Raw genomic sequence first — 23,710 nt, 5'->3', positions numbered from 1 at the left:
CATGAATCCGATCAATCCCCGCTATGGTACCGGCTCCGCCGCCAATACCCAGGTCCTTTTCGATGAAGGCCTCCGCCAGCACATGCTGCGCGTCTACAACTACATGGCGCTCGGCCTGGTCATCACCGGTATCGTCGCCTTCGTTGTCGGCTCTACACCGGCACTCTACGTGCCAATCTTCCAGTCGCCGCTCAAGTGGGTGGTGATGCTGGCGCCGCTCGCCTTCGTCTTCTTCTTCTCGTTCCGTATCCAGACCATGTCATCGAGCACCGCTCAAATGACCTTCTGGGCCTTCTGCGCCGTGATGGGCCTGTCGCTCGCCTCCGTCTTCCTGGTCTTCACCAAGACGAGCATCGCCCAGACCTTCTTCATCACTGCGGCCATGTTCGGCACGATCAGCCTCTACGGCTATACGACGAAGCGTGACCTCTCGAAGATGGGTTCGTTCCTGATGATGGGCCTGTTCGGCATCATCATCGCCTCGATCGTCAATATCTTCCTCGGTTCGTCTGCCTTGCAGTTTGCGATCTCGGTGATCGGTATCGTCGTCTTCGTTGGCCTTACCGCCTACGACACGCAGAACATCAAGGAACAGTATTCAGAAAACTACGATCAGGAATCGAACCAGAAGCTGGCCGTCTTCGGCGCTCTCTCGCTCTACCTGAACTTCGTCAACATCTTCCAGCTTCTGCTCAACTTCACCGGTGAGCGGGAATAGCAGGAATAGGGACCGCGCTTCTGGGGGCAATGGAAGCGCAGAGCGCCCGGTTCGAAATCTGTGACAGGATGGCGGATCGGGTGCTCACTCTTAGGAAACGGCCGGGCTTGATGCCCGGCCGTTTTCATTTGTCCAGATCTTGGATGGTCGGCTCAGAGAATGCCCCAGGCCCGGTAGCGGCCACGACCGGTGATTTCGCGGGTGCCGATCTCGTTGATCAGGTTCAGTGCGCCGCGCTGTGTCACACTGAGTTCACGGGCAACCATGGCGGCCGACACCATCGGCCGCGACAGGATGAAATCGGCAAGCTGCGGCAGGCTGCTGTTCGAGCGGCGGCCGCGGAAGCGTAGCTCCATTTGCGTGCGCGCCAGCGACAGGCGATCGATCTCCTTGAGGCCGGTGACGGCACTTTCCCGCATTGCATCGAGAAATGCCTGCAGGCGCGTAATTCGATCGCGCGAACGCCTGCGTTCGTGACGGATCTGTTTCAGTCCCGTGTTGAACGAAAAGAGATGCGAGGTGACCTTGCCTCTGGCACGCAGGCTGCTCGCAATCAGCAGGCCACCCAGCCAATGCTGGCGGCGCAGGGGCTCGATGCGCTCCCAGGCATCGAAGAGGATGGCGGCCGTGAGGCTCGGCGGCAGTTCGTCGGCGAGCGGGATCAGACCGCGCCACTCCTGAAGCCGCTCTTCCTCATTCCATTCATCATCGCCGAACAGGCCGAGCGGATCCTCATCGCGCGGCGAAGGGATGGCCTCCGTCAGCTCATCCACGACGCTCTTGCCCGCGTGGCGATCGAGAAGTCTTTGCGAGCGAGCAAGCAGAGCGTCGAGCTCGGCGATTTCGGCGGCAAGCGGCGCCTCGTCGTCCTCGTCCTCCGGCTCGCTCTCGATGGGCTCTGCGCCATCCGCGTTGGGCGCCCTCTCCTGCCCTTCCAGCATGCTGGCGGTCAACACGCCGAGGCCCGCCGGGCTCAGTGCCCAGCCGGGATCGGCGGTCTCGATCCTGCGGCGGGTCCGCAGCACGGAATGGGCGATCGTCAGCTCATGGCTCGGTGCCCGGCTATCCATACGGGCGTCGTGCAGAACGAGATCTTCGACATGCACAAGCTCGCCCGCCACCCACAAGGCACCGGCCGCATCGAAGAAATGACTGCGCTCGGCAAAGCCCTGCCCCACCGGGGAGCGTGCCACCCGCTCATCGAGCCGCGCCAGCGCATCTTCCGCCCCGGCAATGGCCGGAAGCAGCGTCTGGAGCATTGCGGCATCAATTTCGTAGCGCATTGTTAGGCTTAATGGATTCTCACAAAGGGAAGCGAAATCCGCATTTCCTTCCGTCAGTTATCTCACTGTGCGAAGACACGGACAACATCACCGATACAGTTGCAGCAGTTTTCACCCGGTTTTTCGGATCGAATTGCTGCCCACATCCTGATCACCAACAAGATCGGAGCACGCGGAACGCTCCGATTGCTCTGCCTCAGTCGGCTTTCCCCGCCTTATAGGCCTCGTAGAGTTCATCGAGACGGCCGGAAAGATAGGCACCGAAATCCGGCGCGTCACCGGTCTTGAGCGCGATGGTGAAGGATGTCCCGGAACTCTTGATACGGCCGGCGATCCTGCCGCCATTAGCGGGCCGCCATTCGTATTCAGTGCTCTCGGCCTTGACCTCCTCCTTCTTCGAAAGCTCCGCGACAACGAGTTCGAAGCGCCGGTCGCTCTCGACGGCATTGAAGGTGGAAGAGCCGATCAGCTTCGTCAGACGCGCGGCGGCTGCATCCGTCCAGTCCTGAGCCAGTGCCATCCAGCGTCTGCGACCGATGCCGGGCGCAGCACCCACGGCCTGGACGATATCGGCGGGAATGGCCTTTGCCACGGAGATCAGCTTCGACAATTCCGTCTTGTCGGTCGAGAGCGCTTTCATGATGACGGGACGGTCGAACTTCTTGAATTCGAGATTGAGCGCGAAGACGGCTCGCTCAATATAGGAGAGATTGCGCCGCGCAGAATTTTCGATGCCCTGGGCGATGACCAGATCGGTATCGTCGAGCTTGCGGATGACTGCCTGCACTTTTCGGCCGAGCAGCTTGACGGCCTGAAGACGCCGATGACCATAGGCGACCTGGTAGCGGCCGTCATGATGCGGGTTTCGCCGCACAAGGATCGGCACTTCCTGGCCGTTTTCCGCAATCGACTGAACCAGCTCGTCCTCCATGTCGAGCGGCTCATCGGCGAGGCGATCACGAATGAAGGAAGAATCGATCAGATCAGGATCGAGTTCAACGATGTGTTCGCCCGATAGCAGCGCCTCTTCCATCGCCCTGCTCTCTTCCTCCATGCGGCCGAGAGTCAGTGCCATGGTACGCACCGGGCCGGCAGCACCACGCACGGATGTCTCCTCGAAGTTGGCCGCGGCCAACTCCTGCGCCGTGTCGGTGAACAAGCCCTTCAGTCGATCTCGTCTGCTCATCTGCGGCCCCATGCTTTATGGATGCTGGCAAGAATCTCGCCATTGGCGGCGTTAACCGATTCCAGTGCCCGGTCATAGGTGGAGCGGCGAACCTGCCCCTTTTCGATTTCGTAGAGGGTCTGTTTGGTCAGACCCGCATCGGCAATCGCCGTCGATTTCAGGATCGTCGCGGTCAATACGTCATCCCCGAAAAGGCTGCGCAAGAGCGCCACGATCTGCGACTGCGGTCCGTCGAAAGGCTCATGGCGGGTGACGACATATTTGATGAAATCATGCTGCAGGTCGCCGCCGGCCTTGCGCACGACCGAAAGAAGATCCGAGGTCATCAGCAGGAACTGCGACATGGAGGCAACATCGACCATCTGCGGGTGAATGGTGATCAGGAGCGAGGTGGCAGCACAGACGGCACCGAGCGTCAGGTAGCCAAGTTGCGGCGGGCAATCGATCACGACGATATCGTAATCCTTCTCGACCTCCGCAATCGCATTGCCGACGCGACGGAAAAACAGCTCTTCCGGCTTCTGGCGATCGTTCAGTGCCCGCGGCGTCTCGTGCTCGAATTCCATGAGTTCGAGATTGCCGGGCACCAGATCAAGACCATCGAAATAGGTCTTGCGGACGATATCCTTCAGCGGGCGACGATGCGCATCGTATCGGATCGCACCATAGAGCGTATCGCCATCGGCCAGGTCGAACTCCGGCTGGACGCCGAGCAGGGAGGAAAGCGAAGCCTGCGGATCGAGATCGATCGCCAGGACGCGGTAGCCTTCCAGCGCCAGGTGCTGAGCCAGATAAAGCGTGGTCGTCGTCTTGGCCGAGCCACCCTTGAAATTGGTAATGGCAATGGTCTGCAGCTTCTCGCCATCGCGCCGCGACGGCAGGTAGGAAAGTGCGTCCTTCGGCTTGATCTTCGCCATGTGCTGGCGCAGCTCATTGATCTGGCCGAGAGTGTAGGAACGGCGACCATTCTGCGACACATCGGGTTGCGGACCTTTGCCATCAAGCGACAGTTGGCGAAGATAGCCGTCGGAGACACCGATCATCTGGGCTGCCTCTCCTGACGTGAAAGTCCGGAGGGTCTTTTGCGAAAGCGGCGGGAAAAGCTTGTCACGCAGCAGTTTGAGCTGGCGCGAAAGCTGCGTGGCATGCCGCTCGATGCGAATATCGGTAGTTGATACGCTAATGTGGTCCAAAACACTTGCCCCTTCTTAAAGCGCTTTTTCATCAACATAGCGTCAAAAAGCGTATCGAAGATGACATGATTCGGGGCGAGCCGACAATAAAGACGCTGATAACCATGTGGATAGAAAGTTGGCCGCGGCCAACTCATTCGCCACACTTGCGAAAGATCCGCGTTGACGGCAGAAACCTCTGGAATCCGAGAGGAGATAACGTGCGGCATATTCATATTATCGGCATCGGCACAGGCAATCCCGAGCATCTTACCATTCAGGCGATCAACGCGATGAACGCTGCCGATGTCGTGTTCATCCCGACGAAGGGAGCTGTGAAGTCCGATCTCGCCGCAGTGCGCCGGGACATCTGTGAGCGGTATTTGACCGGCAAAGGCGTCCGCATCGTTGAATTCGAGGTACCGAAGCGCGCAACAAAGGACCGGACTTATGTCCAGAGCGTGGACGACTGGCATGCCGCGGTCGCCCATATCTATGAAGGGCTGATCGACGACCTGTCGGAACACGGGGCCGGTGCCTTCCTCGTCTGGGGCGATCCGAGTCTCTATGACAGCACCATCCGTATTATCGAAAGAGTGCGCGGCGGCGGCGCCTGCTCTTTCGACTATAGCGTCGTTCCCGGCATCACCAGCATCCAGGCGCTCGCAGCCAGCCATCGCATTCCTCTCAATCTCGTCGGCAAGCCTGTCGAAATCACCACAGGCCGGCGACTGACTGAAACGGGGCTGACACATGAAAGCACCGTCGTCATGCTCGATGGCGAGCAGGCCTTTGCGAAGATCGACGATCCCGATGCCGAGATCTTCTGGGGTGCCTATCTCGGCACGGAGAACGAAGTGATCCGTTCGGGCCGACTTGGCGATATGGCCGACGACATCCTCCGGCTCCGGGCCGAAGAGCGAGAGCGACATGGCTGGATCATGGACATCTATCTGCTGCGCAAGGGACGCGATTTCGAGGACTGATTGTTCCGGTCGACGAATCGATCTCGCTTTGCTGCGTCCGGCGCGATCATGTAAGAGATGGGCCAAAGGATGGACGAATGCGCAGCGCCGCCGGCAAAATCTTGGACACAGAGAGGCCTGATGTCGTGGGCATGCAACGTGGCGCCTGCCCAGCGCTTGCAACTCCCATGCAAACGGGCGATGGCCTGCTCGTCCGCCTGCGGCCAGCGGGTGGCGCCCTCACGACCTTGCAATTCCGTCAGTTGACTTCGGCAGCGGCGCGACATGGAAACGGCATTGTTGAAATTACTGCGCGCGGCAATCTGCAGATCCGGGGTCTTCGCAGCGAGTCCGTCGGGCCGCTGGCTGCGGAGATCGATGTAGCAGGCATCATCCTACCTGATGGCGTGGCGATCGAGATATCGCCACTGCACGGCATCGATGCTGGCGAGATCGCCGATGCGGCGGACATGGAAGCGATGCTGCGGAGCAAGCTCAGCGACCTTCTCCGCTCTCCAGACCTTGCTCCGAAACTCTCCCTCCTGATCGATGGGGGCGGTCAGTTTTCATTGTCCGCCCTCGTTGCCGATATCCGCATCGTCGCACAGCCCGAAGGGCAGTGGCTGGTTTCAATAGCCGGCGATGAAGAGGGCGCAATCCCACTGGCCTTCGGCATCGCGAATGCCGCTGTCGACGCGGTAAGCGATCTGCTCCAAATACTGATTGCACACGGCAGGCGGGCTCGCGCCCGCGACATCAATGCGGCAATGCTACGCGCGCATTTTCCGCAGATCGATAGCATTCGATCCATCCGTCCCGCGCCAAGGAAATCGTCCTTCGTTGGCATCACGAGACTGCGGAACAGCGACGCGGTACTCGGTGTGCGCCTGAAATTCGGCCAGGCAAAGGCCGCCGATCTTATTTCCTTTCTCACTTCAGCCGAAAGCGCCGGCGCAAGGGAAATCCGGCTGGCCCCGGATCGTGGTTTCTTCCTGATTGGTTTAGCCGAGACGGCAATTCCGGACATTCAAAATGCAGCCGTCGATCATGGCTTGAGCGTCACGGCGAACGAGCCGGCCGAGCAGATCGCTGCCTGCGCCGGGGCGGGGGCGTGTGCCTCGGGCTTCTACGATACCAGAGCTCTCGCCGGCCAGTTGATCGACCAGGTTCCCGATCTCTTTGACGGCTCGCTGAAGCTTCACCTCTCCGGCTGTGCCAAGGGCTGCGCGCACCGGCGCGCCGATCTGGCGATTGTCGGTTCGGCCGAAGGCTACGGCCTTGTCATCAACGGGCTCGCTTCAGACGGACCGGCCGCAAGGATTGCTGGCGGACAGATCGATTTCGCTATAGAGAGGCTCGCCCGGCTGATCGAAGACAAGAGAGGCGCCGGCGAGTCGAGTGCCAATTGCCTGAGAAGGCTTGGGCCTATTGGTCTCGCCAAGGCGCTGCAACAGGAATAGCAATGCCAGACTACGATTATATCCGCAGCGGAGACGCGATCTACGAGCGCTCCTTCGCGATCATTCGCAGCGAAGCCGATCTGTCGCGTTTTTCGCCTGAAGAAGCCGACGTCGCCGTGCGCATGATCCATGCATGCGGCCTGGTCGAGGCGGCGCAGAATTTCGTCTTCTCGCCCGATTTCGTTCACGCTGCACGCATCGCCTTACAGGACGGCGCACCTATCTTCTGCGATGCCGAGATGGTGGCGCATGGCGTGACCCGTGCGCGCCTTCCGGCCAAGAACGACGTGATCTGTACGCTACATGATCCGCGCACCCACGAGCTCGCCCATCAGACGGGCAATACCCGCTCGGCCGCCGCCCTGCATCTGTGGCTTGATCGGCTCGAAGGCAGCGTCGTGGCGATCGGCAACGCGCCCACGGCACTCTTTCACCTTCTCGAACTGTTGGGGGATGGTGCGCCGAAGCCTGCAGCCATCATCGGCATGCCGGTCGGCTTTGTCGGCGCCGCCGAATCCAAGGATGCGCTTGCCGAAAATTCCCATGGCGTTCCCTATGCGATCGTGCGCGGTCGGCTCGGCGGCAGCGCCATGACGGCCGCCGCCATCAATGCACTGTCGAGGGCAGGCCTATGAGCGGCCGTCTGATCGGCGTCGGCACCGGACCCGGCGATCCCGAGCTTCTGACCGTCAAGGCGGTGCGTGCGGTCGAGGGCGCCGACGTAATCGCCTATTTCGCCAAGCAGGGCAGAGGCGGTAACGGCAAGGCGATCGTCGAGCATCTCTTCAAGCCGGGCATCGAACTGTTGCCGCTCTACTATCCTGTCACGACCGAACTCGACAAAGGTGACCCGCTCTACCAGAGCCGCATTACCGAATTCTACAATACCTCGGCCGATGCCGTTGCCCGTCATCTCGAAGCGGGTCGCACGGTCGCGGTGCTGAGCGAAGGCGATCCGCTTTTCTACGGCTCCTATATGCATCTGCATGTGCGCCTGTCGCAGCGGTATCCGACCGAAGTCATTCCCGGCATCAGCGCCATGTCCGGCTGCTGGTCGCTGGCAGGCATGCCGATCGTCCAGGGCGACGACGTGCTCTCCGTGCTGCCGGGCACGATGGGCGAGCAGGAGCTGACGCGCCGTCTTGCCGATACCGAGGCTGCCGTCATCATGAAGGTCGGCCGTAACCTGCCGAAGATCCGGCGCGCATTGGAAGCAGCCGGTCGTCTCAAGGACGCGCTCTATGTCGAGCGCGGCACCATGGCCAATGCGGCCATGGTGAAGCTTGCCGAACGGGGTGAGGGCGATGCGCCCTACTTCTCGCTGGTGCTGGTGCCCGGCTGGGAGGCCAGCCGATGAGCGGGCGCCTGTTCGTAATCGGCACCGGTCCCGGCAATCCGGAGCAGATGACGCCGGAGGCGATGGCCGCCGTCGAAGCCGCCAGCGATTTCTTCGGCTACGGTCCCTATCTCGACCGTCTGACGCTGCGCGCCGACCAGCGCCGCCATGCTTCCGACAACAGGGAGGAACTCGACCGGGCAGGGGCCGCCCTGACGCTTGCTGTTGGAGGTGCGGATGTCTGCGTCGTCTCAGGTGGCGATCCCGGTGTCTTTGCCATGGCCGCTGCCGTCTGCGAGGCGATCGACAACGGGCCGGCAGAATGGCGTGGCGTCGATCTCACCGTCCTGCCCGGCATCACCGCAATGCTTGCGGTTGCTGCCCGTGTCGGCGCACCGCTCGGCCATGATTTCTGCGCCCTGTCGCTCTCGGACAATCTGAAGCCCTGGGCCGTCATCGAAAACCGCCTGGCTCTTGCGGCACAAGCCGGTTTCGTCATCGCCCTCTATAATCCGATCAGCAAGGCTCGCCCCTGGCAGCTCGGCACCGCCTTCGAGCTCTTGCGCCGGCATCTGCCGGCCACGACGCCCGTCATCTTCGGCCGTGCGGCCGGCCGGCCCGACGAGCGGATCACCGTGCAGCTGCTAGAAGAGGCCGATGCTTCCGTTGCCGACATGGCGACCTGCGTCATCATCGGTTCGAAGGAGACGCGGGTGATCCCCCGCGATGGCCAGCCGGACCTGATCTACACGCCGCGCTTCTTGGCCGGGGAGACGAGATGATCGATCGCTTCGAGCGCCGCTTCCACCGTTTCGACCGACATCATAATGGCAGCAGGCGCGCGCGCGATCACGACGACCTTGAGCCCAAGCAGGCGTGCCGCCTCGATCTTCGCATAGGCCGCCGTACCACCGCTGTTCTTTGTAACGACGGCATCGATACGATACTGCCGCATCAGGTCGATTTCGCCTTCGAGTGTGAAGGGGCCACGGTCGAGGAGATATTCGACATTGGCAAGGGCAAGCGGCGGATCGACGGGATCGACGCTACGGACCAGATAGAAATGCTGTGGAGCGATTTCGGCATGATGAGCGCCCTGCCGGCCGGTCGCCAGGAAGACGCGGCGCGGGGCCGGCCCAAGTGCGGCAATCGCCGCTGGAATGTCGGCCACGAGATGCCAATGATCGCCAGGTTCCGGGACCCATTCAGGACGGACGAGCGCGAGTGCAGGGATACCGGTGCGTTCGGCGGCAGCCGTGGCATTTGCCGAAATGCGCTCGGCGAAGGGATGGGTGGCATCGATCAGGAGATCACAAGCTCCTTCCGTCAGGAAGGTCGCAAGACCCTCTGCCCCGCCGAACCCCCCAACGCGAACGGGAACCGGCTGCTGGGCAGGAGCCTCCGTGCGGCCGGCCAGCGACAGGAGAATGTCGAGGTCTTCCCGCGGGGCAAGCGCGGCGGCCAGCCTGCGCGCCTCGCTGGTGCCGCCGAGGATCAGGATACGGGTCTTCTCCATGTCTGACAGCTCCCCCTCCGTCCCGCGCTGGCTCACTCTTATCGGCATCGGCGAAGATGGTCCAGACGGGCTTGGCGAGGAGGCAAAGCGTCTGATCGCCACCGCACCGGCCGTCTTCGGCGGTGCACGTCATCATGAACTTGCCGGCACACTGATCACGGGCGAACGTTTCGCCTGGCAGAGCCCTTTCGAAAAATCGGTCGAGGCGATCGTCGCGCGGCGTGGTACGCCCGTCGTCGTTCTGGCCTCGGGCGATCCCTTCCTCTACGGCGTCGGCGCAACGCTGTCGCGTCGCATCGCTGTCGATGAAATGCATACCATCCCGGCCCCCTCCGCCTTCAGTCTGGCGGCAGCACGGCTAGGCTGGCCGCTGCAGGAGACAGCCTGTGTCTCGCTGCACGGACGCCCACTTGATCTCATCCGCCCGCATCTGCATGCCGGCAGGCATATTCTGGCGCTGACCTCGGACGAAAAAGGCCCGCAGGCACTCGCCGATCTGCTTGTCGCCAATGGCTTTGCCGAGACGCGGCTGACGGTGCTGGAAGCGCTCGGCGGCGGGCGAGAGCGCATCCGCAGCGCTATAGCCGCGGGCTTCGATTTCGACGCGATCGACACTCTGAACGTCTGCGCCCTCGAGGTTGTGGCAGGTGCGGGCGCGCGTATCCTGCCCTATGCCCCCGGTATCGACGACGAACTCTTTGAGCATGACGGACAGATTACCAAGCGGGAGATCCGCGCCGTCACGCTATCGGCGCTATCGCCACGGCACGGTGAACTCCTCTGGGACATCGGCGCCGGCTCAGGATCTGTCGGTATCGAATGGATGCTGGCTGATCCGTCGCTGCAAGCAATCGCGATCGAACAGGCGCCGGAACGCGCTGCCCGCATCGCCCGCAATGCCACTGCCTTCGGCGTGCCGCAGCTTGCCCTTGTCGAAGGCACGGCACCCGCAGCACTCGCCGGCTTGCCCGTGCCGGATGCGGTCTTCATCGGCGGCGGTGGCAGCGAGGCCGGCGTCATGGACGCGGCGATCACGGCACTGAAGCGGGGAGGGCGGCTCGTTGCCAATGCTGTTACGCTGGAAATGGAAGCATTGCTGCTCAAAGAATACGGCGCGCGCGGTGGCACGTTGACGAAAATCGAAATTGCCCGCGCCGCTCCCGTCGGCGGCATGAGCGGCTGGCGACCGGCCATGCCCGTCACGCAGTGGTGCTGGATCAAGGAATAGAAGAATGACCGTTCATTTCATCGGCGCCGGACCGGGTGCAGCAGATCTCATTACCGTGCGCGGACGCGACCTGATCGGCAAATGCCCTGTCTGCCTCTATGCCGGGTCCATCGTCTCGCCCGAGCTCCTGCAATATTGTCCGCCAGGCGCGCGCATCATCGATACCGCGCCGATGTCGCTTGACGAGATCGAGGCCGAATATCTCCGCGCCGCCAATGCCGGTCAGGATGTCGCCCGACTGCATTCCGGCGATCTTTCCGTCTGGAGCGCAGTCGCCGAGCAAATCCGCCGGCTGGAGAAACACGGCATCGACTACACGATGACGCCGGGCGTCCCAGCCTTTGCAGCTGCAGCCTCAACGCTCGGGCGTGAACTGACGATCCCGGCCGTCGCGCAAAGCCTTGTGCTGACGCGCGTATCGGGCCGCGCCTCGCCGATGCCGAATGAAGAAACGCTAGAAAAATTCGGCGCGACGGGAGCGACACTGGCAATCCATCTCGGCATCCATGCGCTGGCCGAGGTCGTGACGGAGTTGACTCCGCTCTATGGCGCCGATTGCCCTGTCGCCATCGTGGTGAAAGCCACCTGGCCGGACGAGCGTATCCTGCGCGGCACGCTCGCCGATATCGAAGCAAAGGTGGCGGCCGAGCCGATCGAGCGCACGGCCATCATCTTCGTCGGTCGCTCGCTCGGATCGGAAGATTTCCGCGAAAGCTCGCTCTACGACCCGGCCTATCAGCGTCGTTTCCGCGGTCGCGAATAGGTTCAGACCTTCGCGACGAGATAATCCATGCTTGCCTTCACGGCTGCGCCGGGATCCTTCAGTGCATGCACTTCGGATGCGAAGGGCTCGAAGGAGAAGGGGCCTTTGTAGCTTGCCTGCAGCAATGCGCGGATCTGGGCGGCATTGCCGAGCCGGTCGTCGGCATCGACCAGAACACGGTGAGGATCGCGCATATCGGAGACGGAAACCGCAGGATCGCTGACGCCGGAAATATGCACCAGCCCGGTCAGATGGGGGAAGAAGGGAGTTTCGCCGGCAAGGTGATGATGGAAGGTGTCGTGCACCAGCCGGAAGGTTGGCTGCGCATTCAGCGTCTCGATCGCATCGGCTGCTTCCGCCTTTGAGCGCAGCGAGCAGATTTGAAAACCGAGCGGCTCGACGAGACCGACGATACCGGCCGCATCGAGCATCGGTCGGAGTGCCGTCAGAGCCTCACGCAGATTGGCCTGTCGCTCGCCATTGGCTGTTCCCGTGCCGTCATTCTTCGGAACCAGAACCAGCGCCCGCGAGCCGACCGCCCTTGCATAATCGATCAGCTCGCGGGCTTCCCGCTCGCGTGTCGCGTTCCATTCGTTGAAGCGCTGCAATGCGTTGATCGAGATGATTGCGACGCCATGGCGGGCGGCCGCCTGCTTGATGACATCGGGCTTTGTCCCGTCGAGAATGGCATTGCCGGAGAGATCATTGCGGATCTCCACCGCATCGATGTCGAGCGAGGCGGCAAGTGCAAAGAAATCCTCGATCGAAAGCGAAGGTGCCGCCATATGGTTCAGCGCGAAACGGATGGATGCCATGCGAAATCTCCTCCTCGCTCCTCATGCATGAGAAGCATTATGACTGTCTGATCGAATCTCTACTGGAATTTCACGCTCAAGCCATAGGCCGGGCGGGCACAGACTCTATCATCGCTGATAGATTTTCCGGGACAATGATAGAATTCCATCATCTAGATATTCTCCGGCAGGAAGATCTCGAAGGGCAGAAATGATTGGCCGGGAACGGCAATCTCGCCCTGTTCGAGCGCACCCGTCATCAGTGACACCACTTCCTTGCAGAGTGCTGGCAGCGGCGTGCCGATCGCCATGGTGACGATGCCGTCGGCGAGACCGGCCTTGCTGTCTGCCGTCAGCTCGTTGACGATAAGCACGGTGCGGCCGCCGATCCCCTCTTCGCGAAATGCCGAAATCGCCCCCTCCATGCCACCACCGCAGACATAGAGGCCGACGAGATCGGGGTGTTTCTGCAAAAGGGTCAGCGTCGCCTCATGCGTGATCTCAGGCGTTTCGAGATTGATCAGCGTTTCGACCACTTCGAAGTCAGGCGCTTCCTCGCGGAAATAGGAGCGGAATCCCATCTCGCGCAACTCGTGACCATGAAAACGATGGCTGCCGACAAAGCAGGCCACCTTGCCCGGCCGGCGGGCCGCCTTGGCGATCATCCAGGCTGCGGTGCGCCCAACCTTGCGGTTGTTGACACCGACATAGGCGTCCCTGACGCCGGTCGCGAGATCCGAAAGCAGCGAGAACACCGGAATACCGCGTCCCTTCAGTTCCTCGACAGCAGCTGTGACAGCCGGATAATCCGGGCCGACAAGCGCGACCGCCTGGTTCCTTGCGCCGAGCAGCTTGATCTTTTCGATGATGGCGGCAGGTGTTGCGGCGGACGGATGTTCCACCTGCGTCTGGATGCGCGCGTTGGTCACGTTGCGCGCCGCCGTTTCAATTTCGCGAGCGAAGGCCTGGTAGAAGGGCTGGGTCGGCTTTTGCAGCAAGAAGGCCAGCCGATATTGCGGCAGATCCTCGAAGACGCGCTGCCGGATCAGGCCGACGGCGTGATAGCCGATCGACTGGGCCGCATCATAGACGCGCCGCGCTGTTTCCTCCCGCACCCGATGGCGGCCGTTCAGAACGCGATCGACGGTCGCAACGCTGACGCCGGAGGCTTGGGCGAGATCTGATATGGTCGGGCGACGCATGGTTGGTCCTGATAGTTTTCAGTCATGAATGAAAGCCGTTTCTGATGGCTTTTGAGAGAATATATCAAGCCTGCATTGAGGGCTCCGCGAAGTCAACCTATTCTCCGGACCAAGAGCTGGTGAGGAGGAGAGCATGGCTGGCGAGGCAACAAAGCGGGATTACAGCCTCTTGGGGGCGAGCGGCAGGACGGCGGTCGAAACCGGTCTTGCGGCTGCGGAATGGTATCATACCGATGTTGCCCGCAAGGAGATGAAGGCGCTGATGCAGCGTTCCGACAATCAGGCGATCCGCGACACGGCGCTCTGGCTCGGCAGCATGGCGATCTTTGCCACTCTTGGCATTTATTTCTGGGGCTCGTGGATCGCCGTGCCCTTCTTCCTCGCCTATGGCGTGCTCTACGGCTCGGCCTCCGACAGCCGCTGGCACGAATGCGGCCACGGCACCGCCTTCAAGACGCGCTGGATGAACGATGCCGTCTACCAGATCGCCTGCTTCATGATCATGCGCAATCCGGTGACCTGGCGCTGGAGCCATGCCCGCCACCACACCGACACCGTCATTGTCGGCCGCGACCCCGAGATTGCCGTCATGCGCCCGCCGGATCTCTTCCGTCTGGTTCTCAATTTCTTCGGCATCCTCGATGCCTGGCATGCCGTGATCGACATGATCAGAAATTCGGCCGGCGTCATCAGTGGGGCGGAAAAGACCTTCATCCCCGAGATGGAGCAGCCGAAGGCGATCCGCATTGCCCGTATCTGGCTTGCGATCTACGTCGTCACCATCGCGCTCGCCATCTATATGGGTTCGATCCTGCCGCTGATGCTGGTCGGCCTGCCGCGCCTCTATGGCGCCTGGCATCATGTGCTGACCGGCCTGCTGCAGCATGGCGGGCTTGCCGATAATGTCATCGACCACCGGCTGAACAGCCGCACGGTCTATATGAACCCGATCAGCCGCTTCATCTACTGGAACATGAACTATCACGTGGAACACCACATGTTCCCGATGGTGCCCTACCACGCGCTGCCGAAGCTGCATGCGATGATCAAGCACGACCTGCCGGCGCCCAATCCATCGATCTGGTCCGGCTACCGGGAAATGATCCCGGCCTTCCTACGCCAGCTTCGCAACGAAGACTATTTTCTGAAGCGGGAACTGCCGGCAACGGCGCGGCCCTATCGCGAGGAATTCCACGCCGAACTGGCACCCGCAGCCCAATAGAACAAGATCGAGGGAGGAATAGAGATGAGCGGTAACTGGATCGAAGTTTGCGGCAAGGACGAAATCGACGAGGAGGATGTCATCCGCTTCGACCATGGCGGGCGCACATTCGCTATCTATCGCAGCCCGGACGATGAGTTCTTTGCCACCGACGGGCTCTGTACCCATGAGCAGGTCCATCTCGCCGACGGCCTCGTCATGGAAGAGATCATCGAATGTCCCAAGCATAATGGCCGTTTCAACTACAAGACGGGCGAGGCCAAGGGGGCTCCTGTCTGCGTCGACCTGAAGACCTATCCCGTCAAGATCGAAGACGGCGCCGTCTTCATTGCGATCTGAGGTGCGCCATGGCCCATTTCGTCATCATTGGCGCAGGGGAATGCGGGGCGCGTGCCGCCTTCGCACTCCGGGACAAGGGATTTGACGGCGACATCACGCTTGTGGGTTCCGAGCCGCACACGCCCTATGAGCGCCCGCCGCTCTCCAAGGCCGGCCTTGCCGGCACTGTCGACCCGAAATTCATCGCCGCACGGGAAACCTATGAGGCTGGCACTATTCGCCTCCTGACCGGTGTGACGGCAACCGGTCTCGATGCCGCAGCTCATACCGTCGCCCTGTCCGACAGCAGTCTGCTTGCCTATGACCGGCTGCTGCTTGCGACAGGCGCCAGTGCGCGTGCCTTTCCCAATGCGCCCAGTGAAAACAGCTATATCCGGTCGCTCCGCACACATCATGATGCGGTGACACTGCGCGCGGTGCTGCAGCCTGGCAAACGGCTTGCAGTCATCGGCGGCGGCTTCATCGGCCTGGAGGTCGCGGCAACCGCGCGCCAACTCGGCGCCGATGTCATCCTCGTCGAAGGGCTGGAGCGGGTGCTGAAGCGCGGCGTTCCCGAAGACATCGCCCACCTCGTTGCCGAGCGTCACCGCGCGGAAGGCGTCGATCTGCGCTGCGGTGTCTCGATCGAAACCCTGACGGAGCAGAACGGCAAAGCCGTCATCCGGCTTTGCAACGACGAGACGATCGAAGCCGATCTGGCGCTTGTCGGCATCGGCGCCCGGCCGAATATCGAGCTTGCCGAGGTTGCCGGACTTGCGATCGACAACGGCATCGCAGTCGATGACCGACTGCGTACCTCCGCCCCCGACATTTTCGCGGCCGGCGACTGCTGCTCCTTTCCGCTCGCCCTCTATGGCGGCCGGCGCGTGCGGCTGGAATCCTGGCGCAATGCGCAGGAGCAGGGCACGCTTGCCGCCGCCAATATGCTCGGCGCCAATGCGTCGATCTCCGCTGTGCCGTGGTTCTGGTCGGATCAATACGACATGACATTGCAGATCGCGGGACTTGCCGATGGCGCGGTCATCCATCTGCGCCGCGATATCGGTGAAGGGGCAATCATCCTCTTTCATCTCGATGCCGAGGGCCGGCTGATCGCCGCAAGCGGCATCGGGCCGGGCAATGCGGTCGCCCGCGACATAAGGCTTGCGGAAATGCTGATTGCCGCACGCGCACATCCCGACCCGGCCGCACTGACCGCCACCAATGTCAAGCTTAAGTCGCTGCTCGCTGCCTGATAGTTTTCAAAGGATAATGCGATGAAGAAACATAATCGCGCCACGGTCGCCGACCTCTTGGCGCTCAAGGGAAAACGCCAGCTCACAATGCTGCGCGTCACCACGCTTGAGGAGGCGGAAGCAGCAGAAAAGGCCGGCATCGACATGGTCTCGGTGCCACCGTTCCTGCTCGGGCCGGTCTTTCGCGAGGCGGCACCGACGCCCTTTGCCGTTCCCGGTCTGGAATATGGCGATCATGTCTCGGCTGAAGAATACATGCGCGAGGCCTTCAAGGCGCTGAAGGCAGGCGGCGATGCCGTCTATTGCGCCGCCAGCCTGCAGACCATCCGCCGTATGCGCGATGAAGGCATTCCCGTCTGCGGCCATGTCGGCCTCATCCCCTCAAAGGCGACCTGGACCGGCGGTTTTCGCGCCGTGGGCAAGACGGCTGCCAGCGCTCTCGATGTCTGGCGCCAGACGAAGGCGCTTCAGGATGCCGGCGCCTTCGCAGCCGAGATCGAGGTCGTCCCCGGCGATGTCGCGGCAGCGATTTCCAACCGCACCTCGATGCTAATGATCTCCATGGGCGCCGGGCGCGGCTGCGACGCGCAATATCTCTTTGCAGATGATGTGCTCGGCACGACCAGAGACCACACGCCGCGCCACGCCAAGGTCTATCGCAACTTCGCAGCCGAACATGACCGGTTGCAACGCGAACGCATCGCCGCCTTCAACGAATTTGCCGAGGATGTCCGCTCCGGCGCCTATCCGGAAAAGCGCCATCTTGTCGACATCGACGAAGCCGAGTTGCGCAATTTCCTGCATCGGCTGGAGGCGGAGGGCTAGCGCCCGCTTTCAATTCAGAGGCGTATCGCGAAGCCGTGCTTCCACATCCATGCGCTTGTGCAGGATACGGACGATACCTGTCCGGCCATCCTCGAGCCTGCGATAGAACAGGAAGTGCGCGTTGACGGCGAGCTTGAAGATACCCGGCCAGATATCATCGACGGGCCTTCCGCTCCGCGCGCCTATCCCCAGCGCTTCACAGGCCTTGCGGATATCGTCGATATAGCGATCCGCCTGCTCCTGACCCCAGTTTTCGAAGGTGTAATCCCAAATCATGTCGAGATCTGCGACGGCGGCCCTGGAAAGGAGGTAGCCTTTCATTTCGTCCGGGTCCGGCGCTTACCGTCAAGGAATCTATCGAAATCGAAATCTTCGGCCTCGCCGCTATCGATGCCGGCGCCGATCGCATCGCGCAGCGCTTTTACTTTCGCCTCATGCTCTTCCAGAAGCCGCAGGCCTGCCCGGATGACTTCGCTTGCCGAACCGTATCGGCCTTCGACGACTTGCCGTTCGACGAAGCCAGCAAAATGATCGCCCAAGGCGATGGACGTGTTCTTGGACATGAGAACCTCCTGAGTTGGTACCAATATATACCAAAATTTGGTAATGCCCAATTCTGCGCGTGTTTCTTTGTTGGGGAGGGTGCCGGCCCGTCATTGGCATCTTTTGTGCGCTGTGTCAGAGAATATTCCAATTGGAGTAAATTCTCGGTAGCTGGTGACGATAGGCTTTGCACATGCGGAACTGATCGCAGTTCTCGTCGCTGTGACGGGGGATGAGCCGCGCGTCATGACGATCCGCAATGCGCTGCCGTCTGGCCCTTTCGAAATGGGCCATCGCACGCTGCAATCGGGCCTGCGCGAATGGATCCAGGAACAGACTGCCCATCCCGTCGGCTTCCTCGAGCAGCTTTACACCTTTGCCGATCGAGACCGGAACAACGATATCCAGGGCGGTCGTACCATCTCGATCAGCTATCTCGGTCTCGTCAACGAGCAATCAGGCGCCGGACGTCCGGGCTGGCACGGCTGGTATGAATATTTCCCCTGGGAGGACCATCGCGACGGGCGTCCAGACATTCTCGATGACCTGATCGCGCGCCTGCGCCTGTGGGCCGATGCCGATCCTGTCCGGCGTGAATATCGGCATCGCCGCGCCGACTTTACGTTCGGGCTCGACGGCGGCGGCTGGAACGAGGATCTGACGCTGCAGCGTTATGAACTGCTCTATGAGGCCGGACTCGTCGCAGAAGCCGGCGCCAGCAAGGACGACAATCTCGGCCGGCCGATGTTTGCCGATCATCGCCGGATTCTGGCGACCGGCATTGCAAGACTTCGCGCCAAGATCAAATACCGCCCCGTCGTCTTCGAACTCATGCCCGAAAGCTTCACGCTTCTGCAATTGCAGCGCGCCGTCGAGGCGCTCGCCGGCCTGACCCTGCACAAGCAGAACTTCCGCCGCCTGATCGAACAGCAGGAACTGGTGGAGGAAACCGGCGGGGCGACAAGCGAAACCGGCGGCCGGCCGGCCAAGCTTTTCCGCTTCCGCCAGACCATTCTCGAAGAGCGCGCGCTCGCCGGAACGAAATTACCGCTCTCCCGCAATTGACATATGCTCACAGTGAGAATATCTCTTTGCACATTATATGCTCAAATCGAGCATAATTAATGGAGCCGGCCATGAACCATCTTGTATCCGCGTCTTCCCTCTATGATCGCGTCAGCCGCGTCATTCCCAAAGCCGAATGGATGATGTTCCAGGACGATGTCGACGCGATCCTGGAACTGAAGCGCAGGCGCAATGCCGTTATCCTCGCGCATAACTACCAGACGCCGGAAATCTTCCATGGCGTGGCCGATATTGTCGGCGACAGCCTGGCCCTGGCGCGCAAGGCGATCGAGGTGGATGCCGACGTGATCGTGCTTGCCGGCGTGCATTTCATGGCCGAGACGGCAAAGCTTCTGAACCCGGAAAAGACGGTGCTGATCCCCGATCTCGGCGCCGGCTGTTCGCTGGCGGATTCGATCACGCCCGAGGATATCGCGCTGTTGCGCCAGGCCCATCCGGGCGTGCCTGTCATTACCTATGTCAACACCTCGGCGGCTGTCAAAGCCGCCTCGGATATCTGCTGCACCTCGGGCAATGCCAAGCAGGTAGTCGAATCCCTTGGCGTACCGCGCGTGCTGATGATCCCGGATGAATATCTTGCCCGCAATGTCGCCAGGGAAACCGATGTCGAGATCATCGCCTGGCACGGGCATTGCGAAGTGCATGAGCTCTTCACCGCCGACGATGTGCGCCAGCTTCGCGAAAACCACCCTGGCGTGACGGTGCTTGCCCATCCCGAATGCCCGCCTGATGTCGTTGCGGAGGCCGATTTTGCCGGTTCTACCGCCGTCATGTCCGATTATGTCGGCCAGAAGAAGCCCGCCCGCGTCGTGCTGCTGACCGAATGCTCGATGAGCGACAATGTCGCCGTGCATCACCCTGATGTCGAGTTCATCCGGCCCTGCAATCTCTGCCCGCATATGAAGCGCATCACGCTCTCCAACATTCGCGCGGCTCTCGAAGAGAACCGCCATGAAGTGACGGTCGATCCGGCGATTGCCGTCGCAGCTCGCCGCGCTGTCGAGAGGATGCTGTCGATATGAGCGATATTGCCGACCAACTTGCCGGCCGCCCCGTCATCGTCGGCAGCGGCCTTGCCGGGCTGATGACGGCCCTGACACTCGCGCCCGAACCTGTTGTCATCGTCACCCGCGCCACCCTTGGGGCCGAGACATCGAGCGCCTGGGCCCAGGGCGGCATAGCCGCCGCGCTCGGCGCCGAGGACAATGCCGAACTGCATCTGGCCGATACGCTTGCTGCCGGTGACGGGCTCTGCGACCCCAGCATTGCTGCCGGCATCGTCGCTGAGGCGCCGGCTGCGATCACCGCACTGGAACGGGCGGGGGTCCGTTTTGACAAGACGACAGATGGCAGCTTTTCGCTCGGGCTGGAGGCTGCCCATAGCCGCCGCCGGATCGTGCATGCACAAGGTGACGGCTCGGGTGCGGCGATTGTTCGTGCGCTGGTCGAAGCCGTCATCTCCACACCCTCCATCACAGTGCTCGAAGGGTTGGAGGCGCGCCGCATCCTGACGGATGAGGACGGCGTCATCGGCCTCCTCTGCGTCGGCGAAAATGGCGCCACTATTCTGCCGACACGGCGCATCGTACTCGCCACCGGCGGCATTGGCGGTCTCTATGAAGCGACAACCAATCCGATCGGCAATTTCGGGCAGGGCATCATGCTTGCAGCACGCGCCGGGGCTGAGCTTGCCGACATGGAATTCGTGCAATTCCATCCGACGGCGCTCGATTCCCGCCGCCGGCCGCTGGCGCTCGTCAGCGAAGCAGTCCGCGGCGAAGGTGCGGTACTCGTCAATGAGCATGGCGAACGCTTCATGGCCGGCATTGCCGGTGCGGAACTTGCGCCGCGCGATGTCGTGGCCCGCGCCATCAGTGCCGAACTCGCCCGTGGCGGCAAAGTGTTTCTCGACGCGCGTAGAGCCCTTGGCGATCGTTTCGCCACGCGTTTTCCGGTTATCGACGCACTCTGCCGGGAGGCTGGCATCGATGCCGCGTCCCAGCCGATCCCGGTGCGGCCTGCCGTCCATTATCACATGGGCGGAGTAGCAACCGATGCCGTCGGTCGCAGCTCAGTCGCCGGGCTCTGGGTTGTGGGCGAAGCCGCCTCCACCGGCCTGCACGGGGCAAACCGGCTCGCCAGCAATTCCCTGCTGGAAGCAGCGGTTATGGGCATGCGGGCAGCGCGCGACATTCTTGCGACCCCGGTTGCAAAATCCTCGACAGCCGAGATTGCAGGGATGCTGCCTGCGGCAACCGACCCTTCGCGTGTCAGGCCAATCGTCTCACGCCATCTCGGCGTACTGCGCAATGCGGGCGCCATCCATGGCGCCGTCGCAAGCCTGCTGCCGCTCGCAGAAAACGACGGGCCGGCCTCGGATCCGGCGGTCGTCGCACTGCTGATTGCCGTCTTCGCCAGCCTTCGGGCGGAATCGCGCGGGGCGCATGCCCGCACGGATTTCCCGCTGAAACGGGCGGAAGCCGTGCGGCACAAGATGACACTGGCTGATGCCCTGGAAATTGCCCGGGCGACCGCCTCCCATCCCCTTGCAAGGAGTGCCTGAGATGAACCTCGCTTCCCTTCCGCGCGTCATTGTCGAGCCGCTCGTGCGCGCAGCCCTCGCAGAAGACCTCGGCCTTGCCGGCGATATCACCTCTGCGGCCGTCATCCCCTGGGATCATCGCTCGACAGTTGTCATGGCCGCCCGCCAGCCGGGTGTGGTCGCCGGCCTCGATGCCGCAGAGCTTGCCTTCCAGCTCGTTGATCCCGCCATTATGCTTCGCCGGCATCTGCCAGATGGAGCAGCGGTGGAACCGGGCAGTGTGATTGCCACCATTGAAGGGCCGTCGCGCGGCCTTTTGACGGGCGAACGCACTGCCCTGAATTTCCTCGGCCATCTCTCGGGCATCGCCTCGGTGACGGCCGGCATCGTCACAGCGATCCGCGACACGAAAGCCTCGGTCGTCTGCACCCGCAAGACGACACCAGGTCTGAGAGCGCTCGAGAAATATGCCGTGCGGGCCGGCGGCGGCATGAACCATCGCTTTGCGCTCCACGACGCCGTGCTGATCAAGGACAATCACGTCGCCATTGCCGGCAGCGTTTCGGAAGCCATTCGCCGCGCCAAGGCCGGCGTCGGCCATATGGTCAAGATCGAAGTGGAGGTCGATACGCTCGAGCAGCTGCACGAGGCAATGGGCCAGGGGGTCGATGCCGTCCTCCTCGACAATATGACGCCTGATCAGCTGCGCGAGGCCGTCAGGATCGTCGCCGGTCGGGCGATCACCGAGGCCTCCGGCCGCGTCACACCGGCAACGGCACCGGCCATTGCCGCCTCTGGCGTCGACCTGATCTCGGTCGGCTGGCTGACGCACAGCGCCCCGGTTCTCGACATCGGTCTCGATTTTGTCGAGGCCGCTGCAGAGAGCGTGACGCCACTGCGCCGTGTTGCCCAGGCATTCTAGGAGCGCTCAACTTTCCGGGATCTCAAACCGCGAGGATGATCTGGTAGCCGGTTCCGGCCGGCTGCCATCAGGTCCGAATTCACGCTCGCATTGTCTCCAAACGATCATCAGGACTTGCCCGAAATCCATCAGTGTTTTTCGCTGGACACAGCCCCGGGCTATTGCAAAGCTCCGTGTGCCCACTGGAGGAGTGAGGCGAATTGGAGGAAATAGATTTGCAAAAACATGATGTTATTCCGTTGATGGGATTTGGCACGTTTGGGCGCAACGGCAAGGAGGGTATCGATGCAATCCTGTGTGCGCTCGAAAGCGGCTATCGGCACTTGGATACTGCGCAGACCTATGACACCGAATTCGAAGTCGGCGAAGCGCTGCGCCGTTCGGGCCTTGATCGAGACGAGGTCTTCCTGACGACGAAGATTTCAACCGATAATTTCGGCCCCGGCGCCCTCGTCCCGTCGCTTGAAAAGAGCCTTGAAGCGCTCAAGGTCGATCAGGTGGACCTGACGCTGATCCACTGGCCATCGCCTAACGGCCGCATTCCGCTCGAGGTCTACATAACCCAGATCGCCGAGGCGGAGGCCCGGGGCCTGACGAAGCTGATCGGCGTCTCGAATTTCACGATCGGCCTTCTCGAAGAAACCGAAGCCCTGCTCGGCAAGGGAAAGGTCGCCAACAACCAGTTCGAGCTAAACCCAATCCTGCAGAACAAGAAGCTCGCAAACTATTGCCGGGAAAAGGAAATCCTCGTTACATGCTATCTGCCGATCGCCCGTGGCCTTCTATCCGACGAACCGGTGCTGCGCGCAATCGGTGAACAATATGATGCCACACCGGAACAGGTGGCGATCGCCTTCGAACTTGCCAAGGGCTATTGCACCATCCCGACATCGGGTCGGCCGGAGCGCATTCGCTCGAACTTCAATGCAAGTTCGATCAGGCTTTCTCCCGAGGAAATCGCCCGCATCGAGACGATCGACCGCAATCACCGCGTCGTCGACCCGGACTGGGGTCCGAAGTGGGACTGATCTTGCCCGGATCGAGGTGCGCGCGGCGGGATCTCGACCGTTACATCATTGTCTCAATCGCGTCGTAGTTTGCGCGCGGTAACGTGCACGATAGTCGGTCTGACAGAGTAATGAACCGCTGCTGCGGCAGCGGCGGAATTGCGATTGCTTGAGGCTTCGGGGGCGATATGAAAACGCCCGGTGCCTCCCCGGTACCGGAACGCGAGAGTGCCCTCATTGGGCGACGGTTTGGAGATTGGGTGTGAGCGATCGAATCCACGATATTTTCGTCATTGGTGGCGGGATCAACGGCTGCGGGATAGCGCGCGATGCCGTGGGTCGTGGTTATACGGTGGCGCTTGCGGA

General features: G+C 61.8%; 25 protein-coding genes. 17 read left to right on the top strand and 8 right to left on the bottom strand.

Going from position 1 to position 23,710, the window contains the following annotated elements; all coding sequences use genetic code 11:
• Nucleotide 1: 1 nt before the first annotated feature.
• Complete coding sequence (locus FHT93_RS24165) at nt 2-718, top strand: Bax inhibitor-1/YccA family protein (RefSeq protein ID WP_112541345.1); 717 nt, start codon at nt 2-4, stop codon at nt 716-718.
• Between the two features lie 152 nt (nt 719-870).
• Here FHT93_RS24165 and FHT93_RS24160 read toward each other — a convergent pair whose 3' ends face one another.
• The 3 genes from FHT93_RS24160 to repA all read right to left on the bottom strand — a co-directional run bounded on the left by FHT93_RS24160 (nt 871) and on the right by repA (nt 4,380).
• A complete protein-coding gene (locus tag FHT93_RS24160) occupies nt 871-2,001 on the bottom strand; it encodes an RHE_PE00001 family protein (RefSeq protein ID WP_113015642.1) in 1,131 nt (376 codons plus the stop codon).
• 196 nt (nt 2,002-2,197) lie between these two features.
• On the bottom strand, nt 2,198-3,187 hold the full coding sequence (gene repB, locus FHT93_RS24155; protein WP_113015667.1) for a plasmid partitioning protein RepB: 990 nt from the start codon (nt 3,185-3,187) through the stop codon (nt 2,198-2,200).
• Complete coding sequence (gene repA / locus FHT93_RS24150) at nt 3,184-4,380, bottom strand: plasmid partitioning protein RepA (protein ID WP_183849768.1); 1,197 nt, start codon at nt 4,378-4,380, stop codon at nt 3,184-3,186. Before repA ends, repB begins: the two co-directional genes overlap by 4 nt.
• A 200-nt stretch (nt 4,381-4,580) precedes the next feature.
• On the opposite strand from repA, the gene cobF reads away from it, so the two are divergent.
• The 5 genes from cobF to FHT93_RS24125 all read left to right on the top strand — a co-directional run bounded on the left by cobF (nt 4,581) and on the right by FHT93_RS24125 (nt 8,902).
• The gene (gene cobF, locus FHT93_RS24145) at nt 4,581-5,345 is read left to right on the top strand and encodes a precorrin-6A synthase (deacetylating) (RefSeq protein ID WP_113015644.1); all 765 of its coding nucleotides are present in this window, start codon (nt 4,581-4,583) and stop codon (nt 5,343-5,345) included.
• Nucleotides 5,346-5,422: 77 nt separating this feature from the next.
• A complete protein-coding gene (gene cobG / locus FHT93_RS24140; protein WP_113015645.1) occupies nt 5,423-6,784 on the top strand; it encodes a precorrin-3B synthase in 1,362 nt (453 codons plus the stop codon).
• A gap of 2 nt (nt 6,785-6,786) precedes the next feature.
• The gene (locus FHT93_RS24135) at nt 6,787-7,419 is read left to right on the top strand and encodes a precorrin-8X methylmutase (RefSeq protein ID WP_113015646.1); all 633 of its coding nucleotides are present in this window, start codon (nt 6,787-6,789) and stop codon (nt 7,417-7,419) included.
• Complete coding sequence (locus FHT93_RS24130; protein ID WP_113015647.1) at nt 7,416-8,141, top strand: precorrin-2 C(20)-methyltransferase; 726 nt, start codon at nt 7,416-7,418, stop codon at nt 8,139-8,141. The genes FHT93_RS24135 and FHT93_RS24130 overlap by 4 nt, the downstream gene beginning before the upstream one ends.
• Nucleotides 8,138-8,902, top strand: coding sequence for a precorrin-3B C(17)-methyltransferase (locus FHT93_RS24125; RefSeq protein ID WP_113015648.1), 765 nt, complete (start codon nt 8,138-8,140; stop codon nt 8,900-8,902). The genes FHT93_RS24130 and FHT93_RS24125 overlap by 4 nt, the downstream gene beginning before the upstream one ends.
• Here the strand turns inward: FHT93_RS24125 and FHT93_RS24120 are convergent.
• Complete coding sequence (locus FHT93_RS24120; protein ID WP_113015649.1) at nt 8,866-9,636, bottom strand: cobalt-precorrin-6A reductase; 771 nt, start codon at nt 9,634-9,636, stop codon at nt 8,866-8,868. The genes FHT93_RS24125 and FHT93_RS24120 overlap by 37 nt on opposite strands.
• Here FHT93_RS24120 and cbiE point away from each other — a divergent pair.
• The gene (cbiE, locus tag FHT93_RS24115; RefSeq protein WP_183849765.1) at nt 9,635-10,864 is read left to right on the top strand and encodes a precorrin-6y C5,15-methyltransferase (decarboxylating) subunit CbiE; all 1,230 of its coding nucleotides are present in this window, start codon (nt 9,635-9,637) and stop codon (nt 10,862-10,864) included. The two genes, FHT93_RS24120 and cbiE, sit on opposite strands and share 2 nt — an antisense overlap.
• A 4-nt stretch (nt 10,865-10,868) precedes the next feature.
• Nucleotides 10,869-11,627 carry a precorrin-4 C(11)-methyltransferase gene (cobM, locus tag FHT93_RS24110; protein ID WP_113015651.1) on the top strand — a complete coding sequence of 253 codons (759 nt, stop codon included), beginning with the start codon at nt 10,869-10,871 and terminating at the stop codon, nt 11,625-11,627.
• 2 nt (nt 11,628-11,629) lie between these two features.
• Here cobM and FHT93_RS24105 read toward each other — a convergent pair whose 3' ends face one another.
• A complete protein-coding gene (locus tag FHT93_RS24105) occupies nt 11,630-12,442 on the bottom strand; it encodes a TIM barrel protein (protein ID WP_113015652.1) in 813 nt (270 codons plus the stop codon).
• A 152-nt stretch (nt 12,443-12,594) separates the two neighbouring features.
• Nucleotides 12,595-13,623: a LacI family DNA-binding transcriptional regulator gene (locus tag FHT93_RS24100; protein WP_113015653.1), complete on the bottom strand. Its 1,029-nt coding sequence runs from the start codon at nt 13,621-13,623 to the stop codon at nt 12,595-12,597.
• 133 nt (nt 13,624-13,756) lie between these two features.
• Here FHT93_RS24100 and FHT93_RS24095 point away from each other — a divergent pair, with 133 nt between their 5' ends.
• The 4 genes from FHT93_RS24095 to FHT93_RS24080 are packed head-to-tail and all read left to right on the top strand — an operon-like array spanning nt 13,757 to nt 17,244.
• On the top strand, nt 13,757-14,845 hold the full coding sequence (locus tag FHT93_RS24095; protein ID WP_113015654.1) for a fatty acid desaturase family protein: 1,089 nt from the start codon (nt 13,757-13,759) through the stop codon (nt 14,843-14,845).
• A 24-nt stretch (nt 14,846-14,869) separates the two neighbouring features.
• Nucleotides 14,870-15,184 (top strand): MocE family 2Fe-2S type ferredoxin, encoded by a 315-nt coding sequence (locus FHT93_RS24090; protein WP_113015655.1) that lies wholly within the window; start codon nt 14,870-14,872, stop codon nt 15,182-15,184.
• A gap of 8 nt (nt 15,185-15,192) precedes the next feature.
• Nucleotides 15,193-16,419 carry an FAD-dependent oxidoreductase gene (locus tag FHT93_RS24085; protein WP_113015656.1) on the top strand — a complete coding sequence of 409 codons (1,227 nt, stop codon included), beginning with the start codon at nt 15,193-15,195 and terminating at the stop codon, nt 16,417-16,419.
• 21 nt (nt 16,420-16,440) lie between these two features.
• On the top strand, nt 16,441-17,244 hold the full coding sequence (locus FHT93_RS24080) for a 3-methyl-2-oxobutanoate hydroxymethyltransferase (RefSeq protein WP_113015657.1): 804 nt from the start codon (nt 16,441-16,443) through the stop codon (nt 17,242-17,244).
• Between the two features lie 9 nt (nt 17,245-17,253).
• On the opposite strand, the gene FHT93_RS24075 is transcribed toward FHT93_RS24080, so the two are convergent.
• On the bottom strand, nt 17,254-17,565 hold the full coding sequence (locus FHT93_RS24075) for a type II toxin-antitoxin system RelE/ParE family toxin (protein ID WP_113015658.1): 312 nt from the start codon (nt 17,563-17,565) through the stop codon (nt 17,254-17,256).
• Nucleotides 17,562-17,807: a type II toxin-antitoxin system ParD family antitoxin gene (locus FHT93_RS24070; protein WP_113015659.1), complete on the bottom strand. Its 246-nt coding sequence runs from the start codon at nt 17,805-17,807 to the stop codon at nt 17,562-17,564. Before FHT93_RS24070 ends, FHT93_RS24075 begins: the two co-directional genes overlap by 4 nt.
• A 154-nt stretch (nt 17,808-17,961) precedes the next feature.
• Here FHT93_RS24070 and FHT93_RS24065 point away from each other — a divergent pair, with 154 nt between their 5' ends.
• The 5 genes from FHT93_RS24065 (at nt 17,962) to FHT93_RS24045 (ending at nt 23,365) form a co-directional block, all read left to right on the top strand.
• A complete protein-coding gene (locus FHT93_RS24065; RefSeq protein ID WP_183849763.1) occupies nt 17,962-18,852 on the top strand; it encodes a hypothetical protein in 891 nt (296 codons plus the stop codon).
• Nucleotides 18,853-18,923: 71 nt separating this feature from the next.
• Complete coding sequence (gene nadA, locus FHT93_RS24060) at nt 18,924-19,895, top strand: quinolinate synthase NadA (RefSeq protein WP_112971581.1); 972 nt, start codon at nt 18,924-18,926, stop codon at nt 19,893-19,895.
• Entirely contained in the window at nt 19,892-21,436 is a 1,545-nt protein-coding gene (locus tag FHT93_RS24055) for an L-aspartate oxidase (protein WP_113015660.1), read from the top strand. The genes nadA and FHT93_RS24055 overlap by 4 nt, the downstream gene beginning before the upstream one ends.
• Before the next feature lies 1 nt (nt 21,437).
• The gene (gene nadC, locus FHT93_RS24050) at nt 21,438-22,337 is read left to right on the top strand and encodes a carboxylating nicotinate-nucleotide diphosphorylase (protein WP_113015661.1); all 900 of its coding nucleotides are present in this window, start codon (nt 21,438-21,440) and stop codon (nt 22,335-22,337) included.
• A 215-nt stretch (nt 22,338-22,552) separates the two neighbouring features.
• Complete coding sequence (locus FHT93_RS24045) at nt 22,553-23,365, top strand: aldo/keto reductase (protein ID WP_113015662.1); 813 nt, start codon at nt 22,553-22,555, stop codon at nt 23,363-23,365.
• The last annotated feature ends 345 nt before the right edge of the window (nt 23,366-23,710 follow it).

It is taken from the genome of Rhizobium sp. BK379, from assembly GCF_014193955.1.
Classification (GTDB): Bacteria; Pseudomonadota; Alphaproteobacteria; order Rhizobiales; family Rhizobiaceae; genus Rhizobium.
This window is presented reverse-complemented; position numbering and strand designations above follow the sequence as displayed.

What these genes read in the sequence shown, in the direction of transcription:
- cobG (WP_113015645.1), top strand. Translation starts at nt 5,423, where the DNA reads ATGCGCAGCGCCGCCGGCAAAATCTTGGACACAGAGAGGCCTGATGTC.
- FHT93_RS24090 (WP_113015655.1), top strand. Translation starts at nt 14,870, where the DNA reads ATGAGCGGTAACTGGATCGAAGTTTGCGGCAAGGACGAAATCGACGAG.
- FHT93_RS24080 (WP_113015657.1), top strand. Translation starts at nt 16,441, where the DNA reads ATGAAGAAACATAATCGCGCCACGGTCGCCGACCTCTTGGCGCTCAAG.
- FHT93_RS24135 (WP_113015646.1), top strand. Translation starts at nt 6,787, where the DNA reads ATGCCAGACTACGATTATATCCGCAGCGGAGACGCGATCTACGAGCGC.
- FHT93_RS24165 (WP_112541345.1), top strand. Translation starts at nt 2, where the DNA reads ATGAATCCGATCAATCCCCGCTATGGTACCGGCTCCGCCGCCAATACC.
- cbiE (WP_183849765.1), top strand. Translation starts at nt 9,635, where the DNA reads ATGTCTGACAGCTCCCCCTCCGTCCCGCGCTGGCTCACTCTTATCGGC.
- cobM (WP_113015651.1), top strand. Translation starts at nt 10,869, where the DNA reads ATGACCGTTCATTTCATCGGCGCCGGACCGGGTGCAGCAGATCTCATT.
- FHT93_RS24100 (WP_113015653.1), bottom strand. Translation starts at nt 13,623, where the DNA reads ATGCGTCGCCCGACCATATCAGATCTCGCCCAAGCCTCCGGCGTCAGC.
- FHT93_RS24125 (WP_113015648.1), top strand. Translation starts at nt 8,138, where the DNA reads ATGAGCGGGCGCCTGTTCGTAATCGGCACCGGTCCCGGCAATCCGGAG.
- FHT93_RS24105 (WP_113015652.1), bottom strand. Translation starts at nt 12,442, where the DNA reads ATGGCATCCATCCGTTTCGCGCTGAACCATATGGCGGCACCTTCGCTT.
- nadC (WP_113015661.1), top strand. Translation starts at nt 21,438, where the DNA reads ATGAACCTCGCTTCCCTTCCGCGCGTCATTGTCGAGCCGCTCGTGCGC.
- FHT93_RS24130 (WP_113015647.1), top strand. Translation starts at nt 7,416, where the DNA reads ATGAGCGGCCGTCTGATCGGCGTCGGCACCGGACCCGGCGATCCCGAG.
- FHT93_RS24120 (WP_113015649.1), bottom strand. Translation starts at nt 9,636, where the DNA reads ATGGAGAAGACCCGTATCCTGATCCTCGGCGGCACCAGCGAGGCGCGC.
- FHT93_RS24070 (WP_113015659.1), bottom strand. Translation starts at nt 17,807, where the DNA reads ATGTCCAAGAACACGTCCATCGCCTTGGGCGATCATTTTGCTGGCTTC.
- FHT93_RS24075 (WP_113015658.1), bottom strand. Translation starts at nt 17,565, where the DNA reads ATGAAAGGCTACCTCCTTTCCAGGGCCGCCGTCGCAGATCTCGACATG.
- FHT93_RS24055 (WP_113015660.1), top strand. Translation starts at nt 19,892, where the DNA reads ATGAGCGATATTGCCGACCAACTTGCCGGCCGCCCCGTCATCGTCGGC.
- repB (WP_113015667.1), bottom strand. Translation starts at nt 3,187, where the DNA reads ATGAGCAGACGAGATCGACTGAAGGGCTTGTTCACCGACACGGCGCAG.
- nadA (WP_112971581.1), top strand. Translation starts at nt 18,924, where the DNA reads ATGAACCATCTTGTATCCGCGTCTTCCCTCTATGATCGCGTCAGCCGC.
- FHT93_RS24095 (WP_113015654.1), top strand. Translation starts at nt 13,757, where the DNA reads ATGGCTGGCGAGGCAACAAAGCGGGATTACAGCCTCTTGGGGGCGAGC.
- FHT93_RS24085 (WP_113015656.1), top strand. Translation starts at nt 15,193, where the DNA reads ATGGCCCATTTCGTCATCATTGGCGCAGGGGAATGCGGGGCGCGTGCC.
- FHT93_RS24160 (WP_113015642.1), bottom strand. Translation starts at nt 2,001, where the DNA reads ATGCGCTACGAAATTGATGCCGCAATGCTCCAGACGCTGCTTCCGGCC.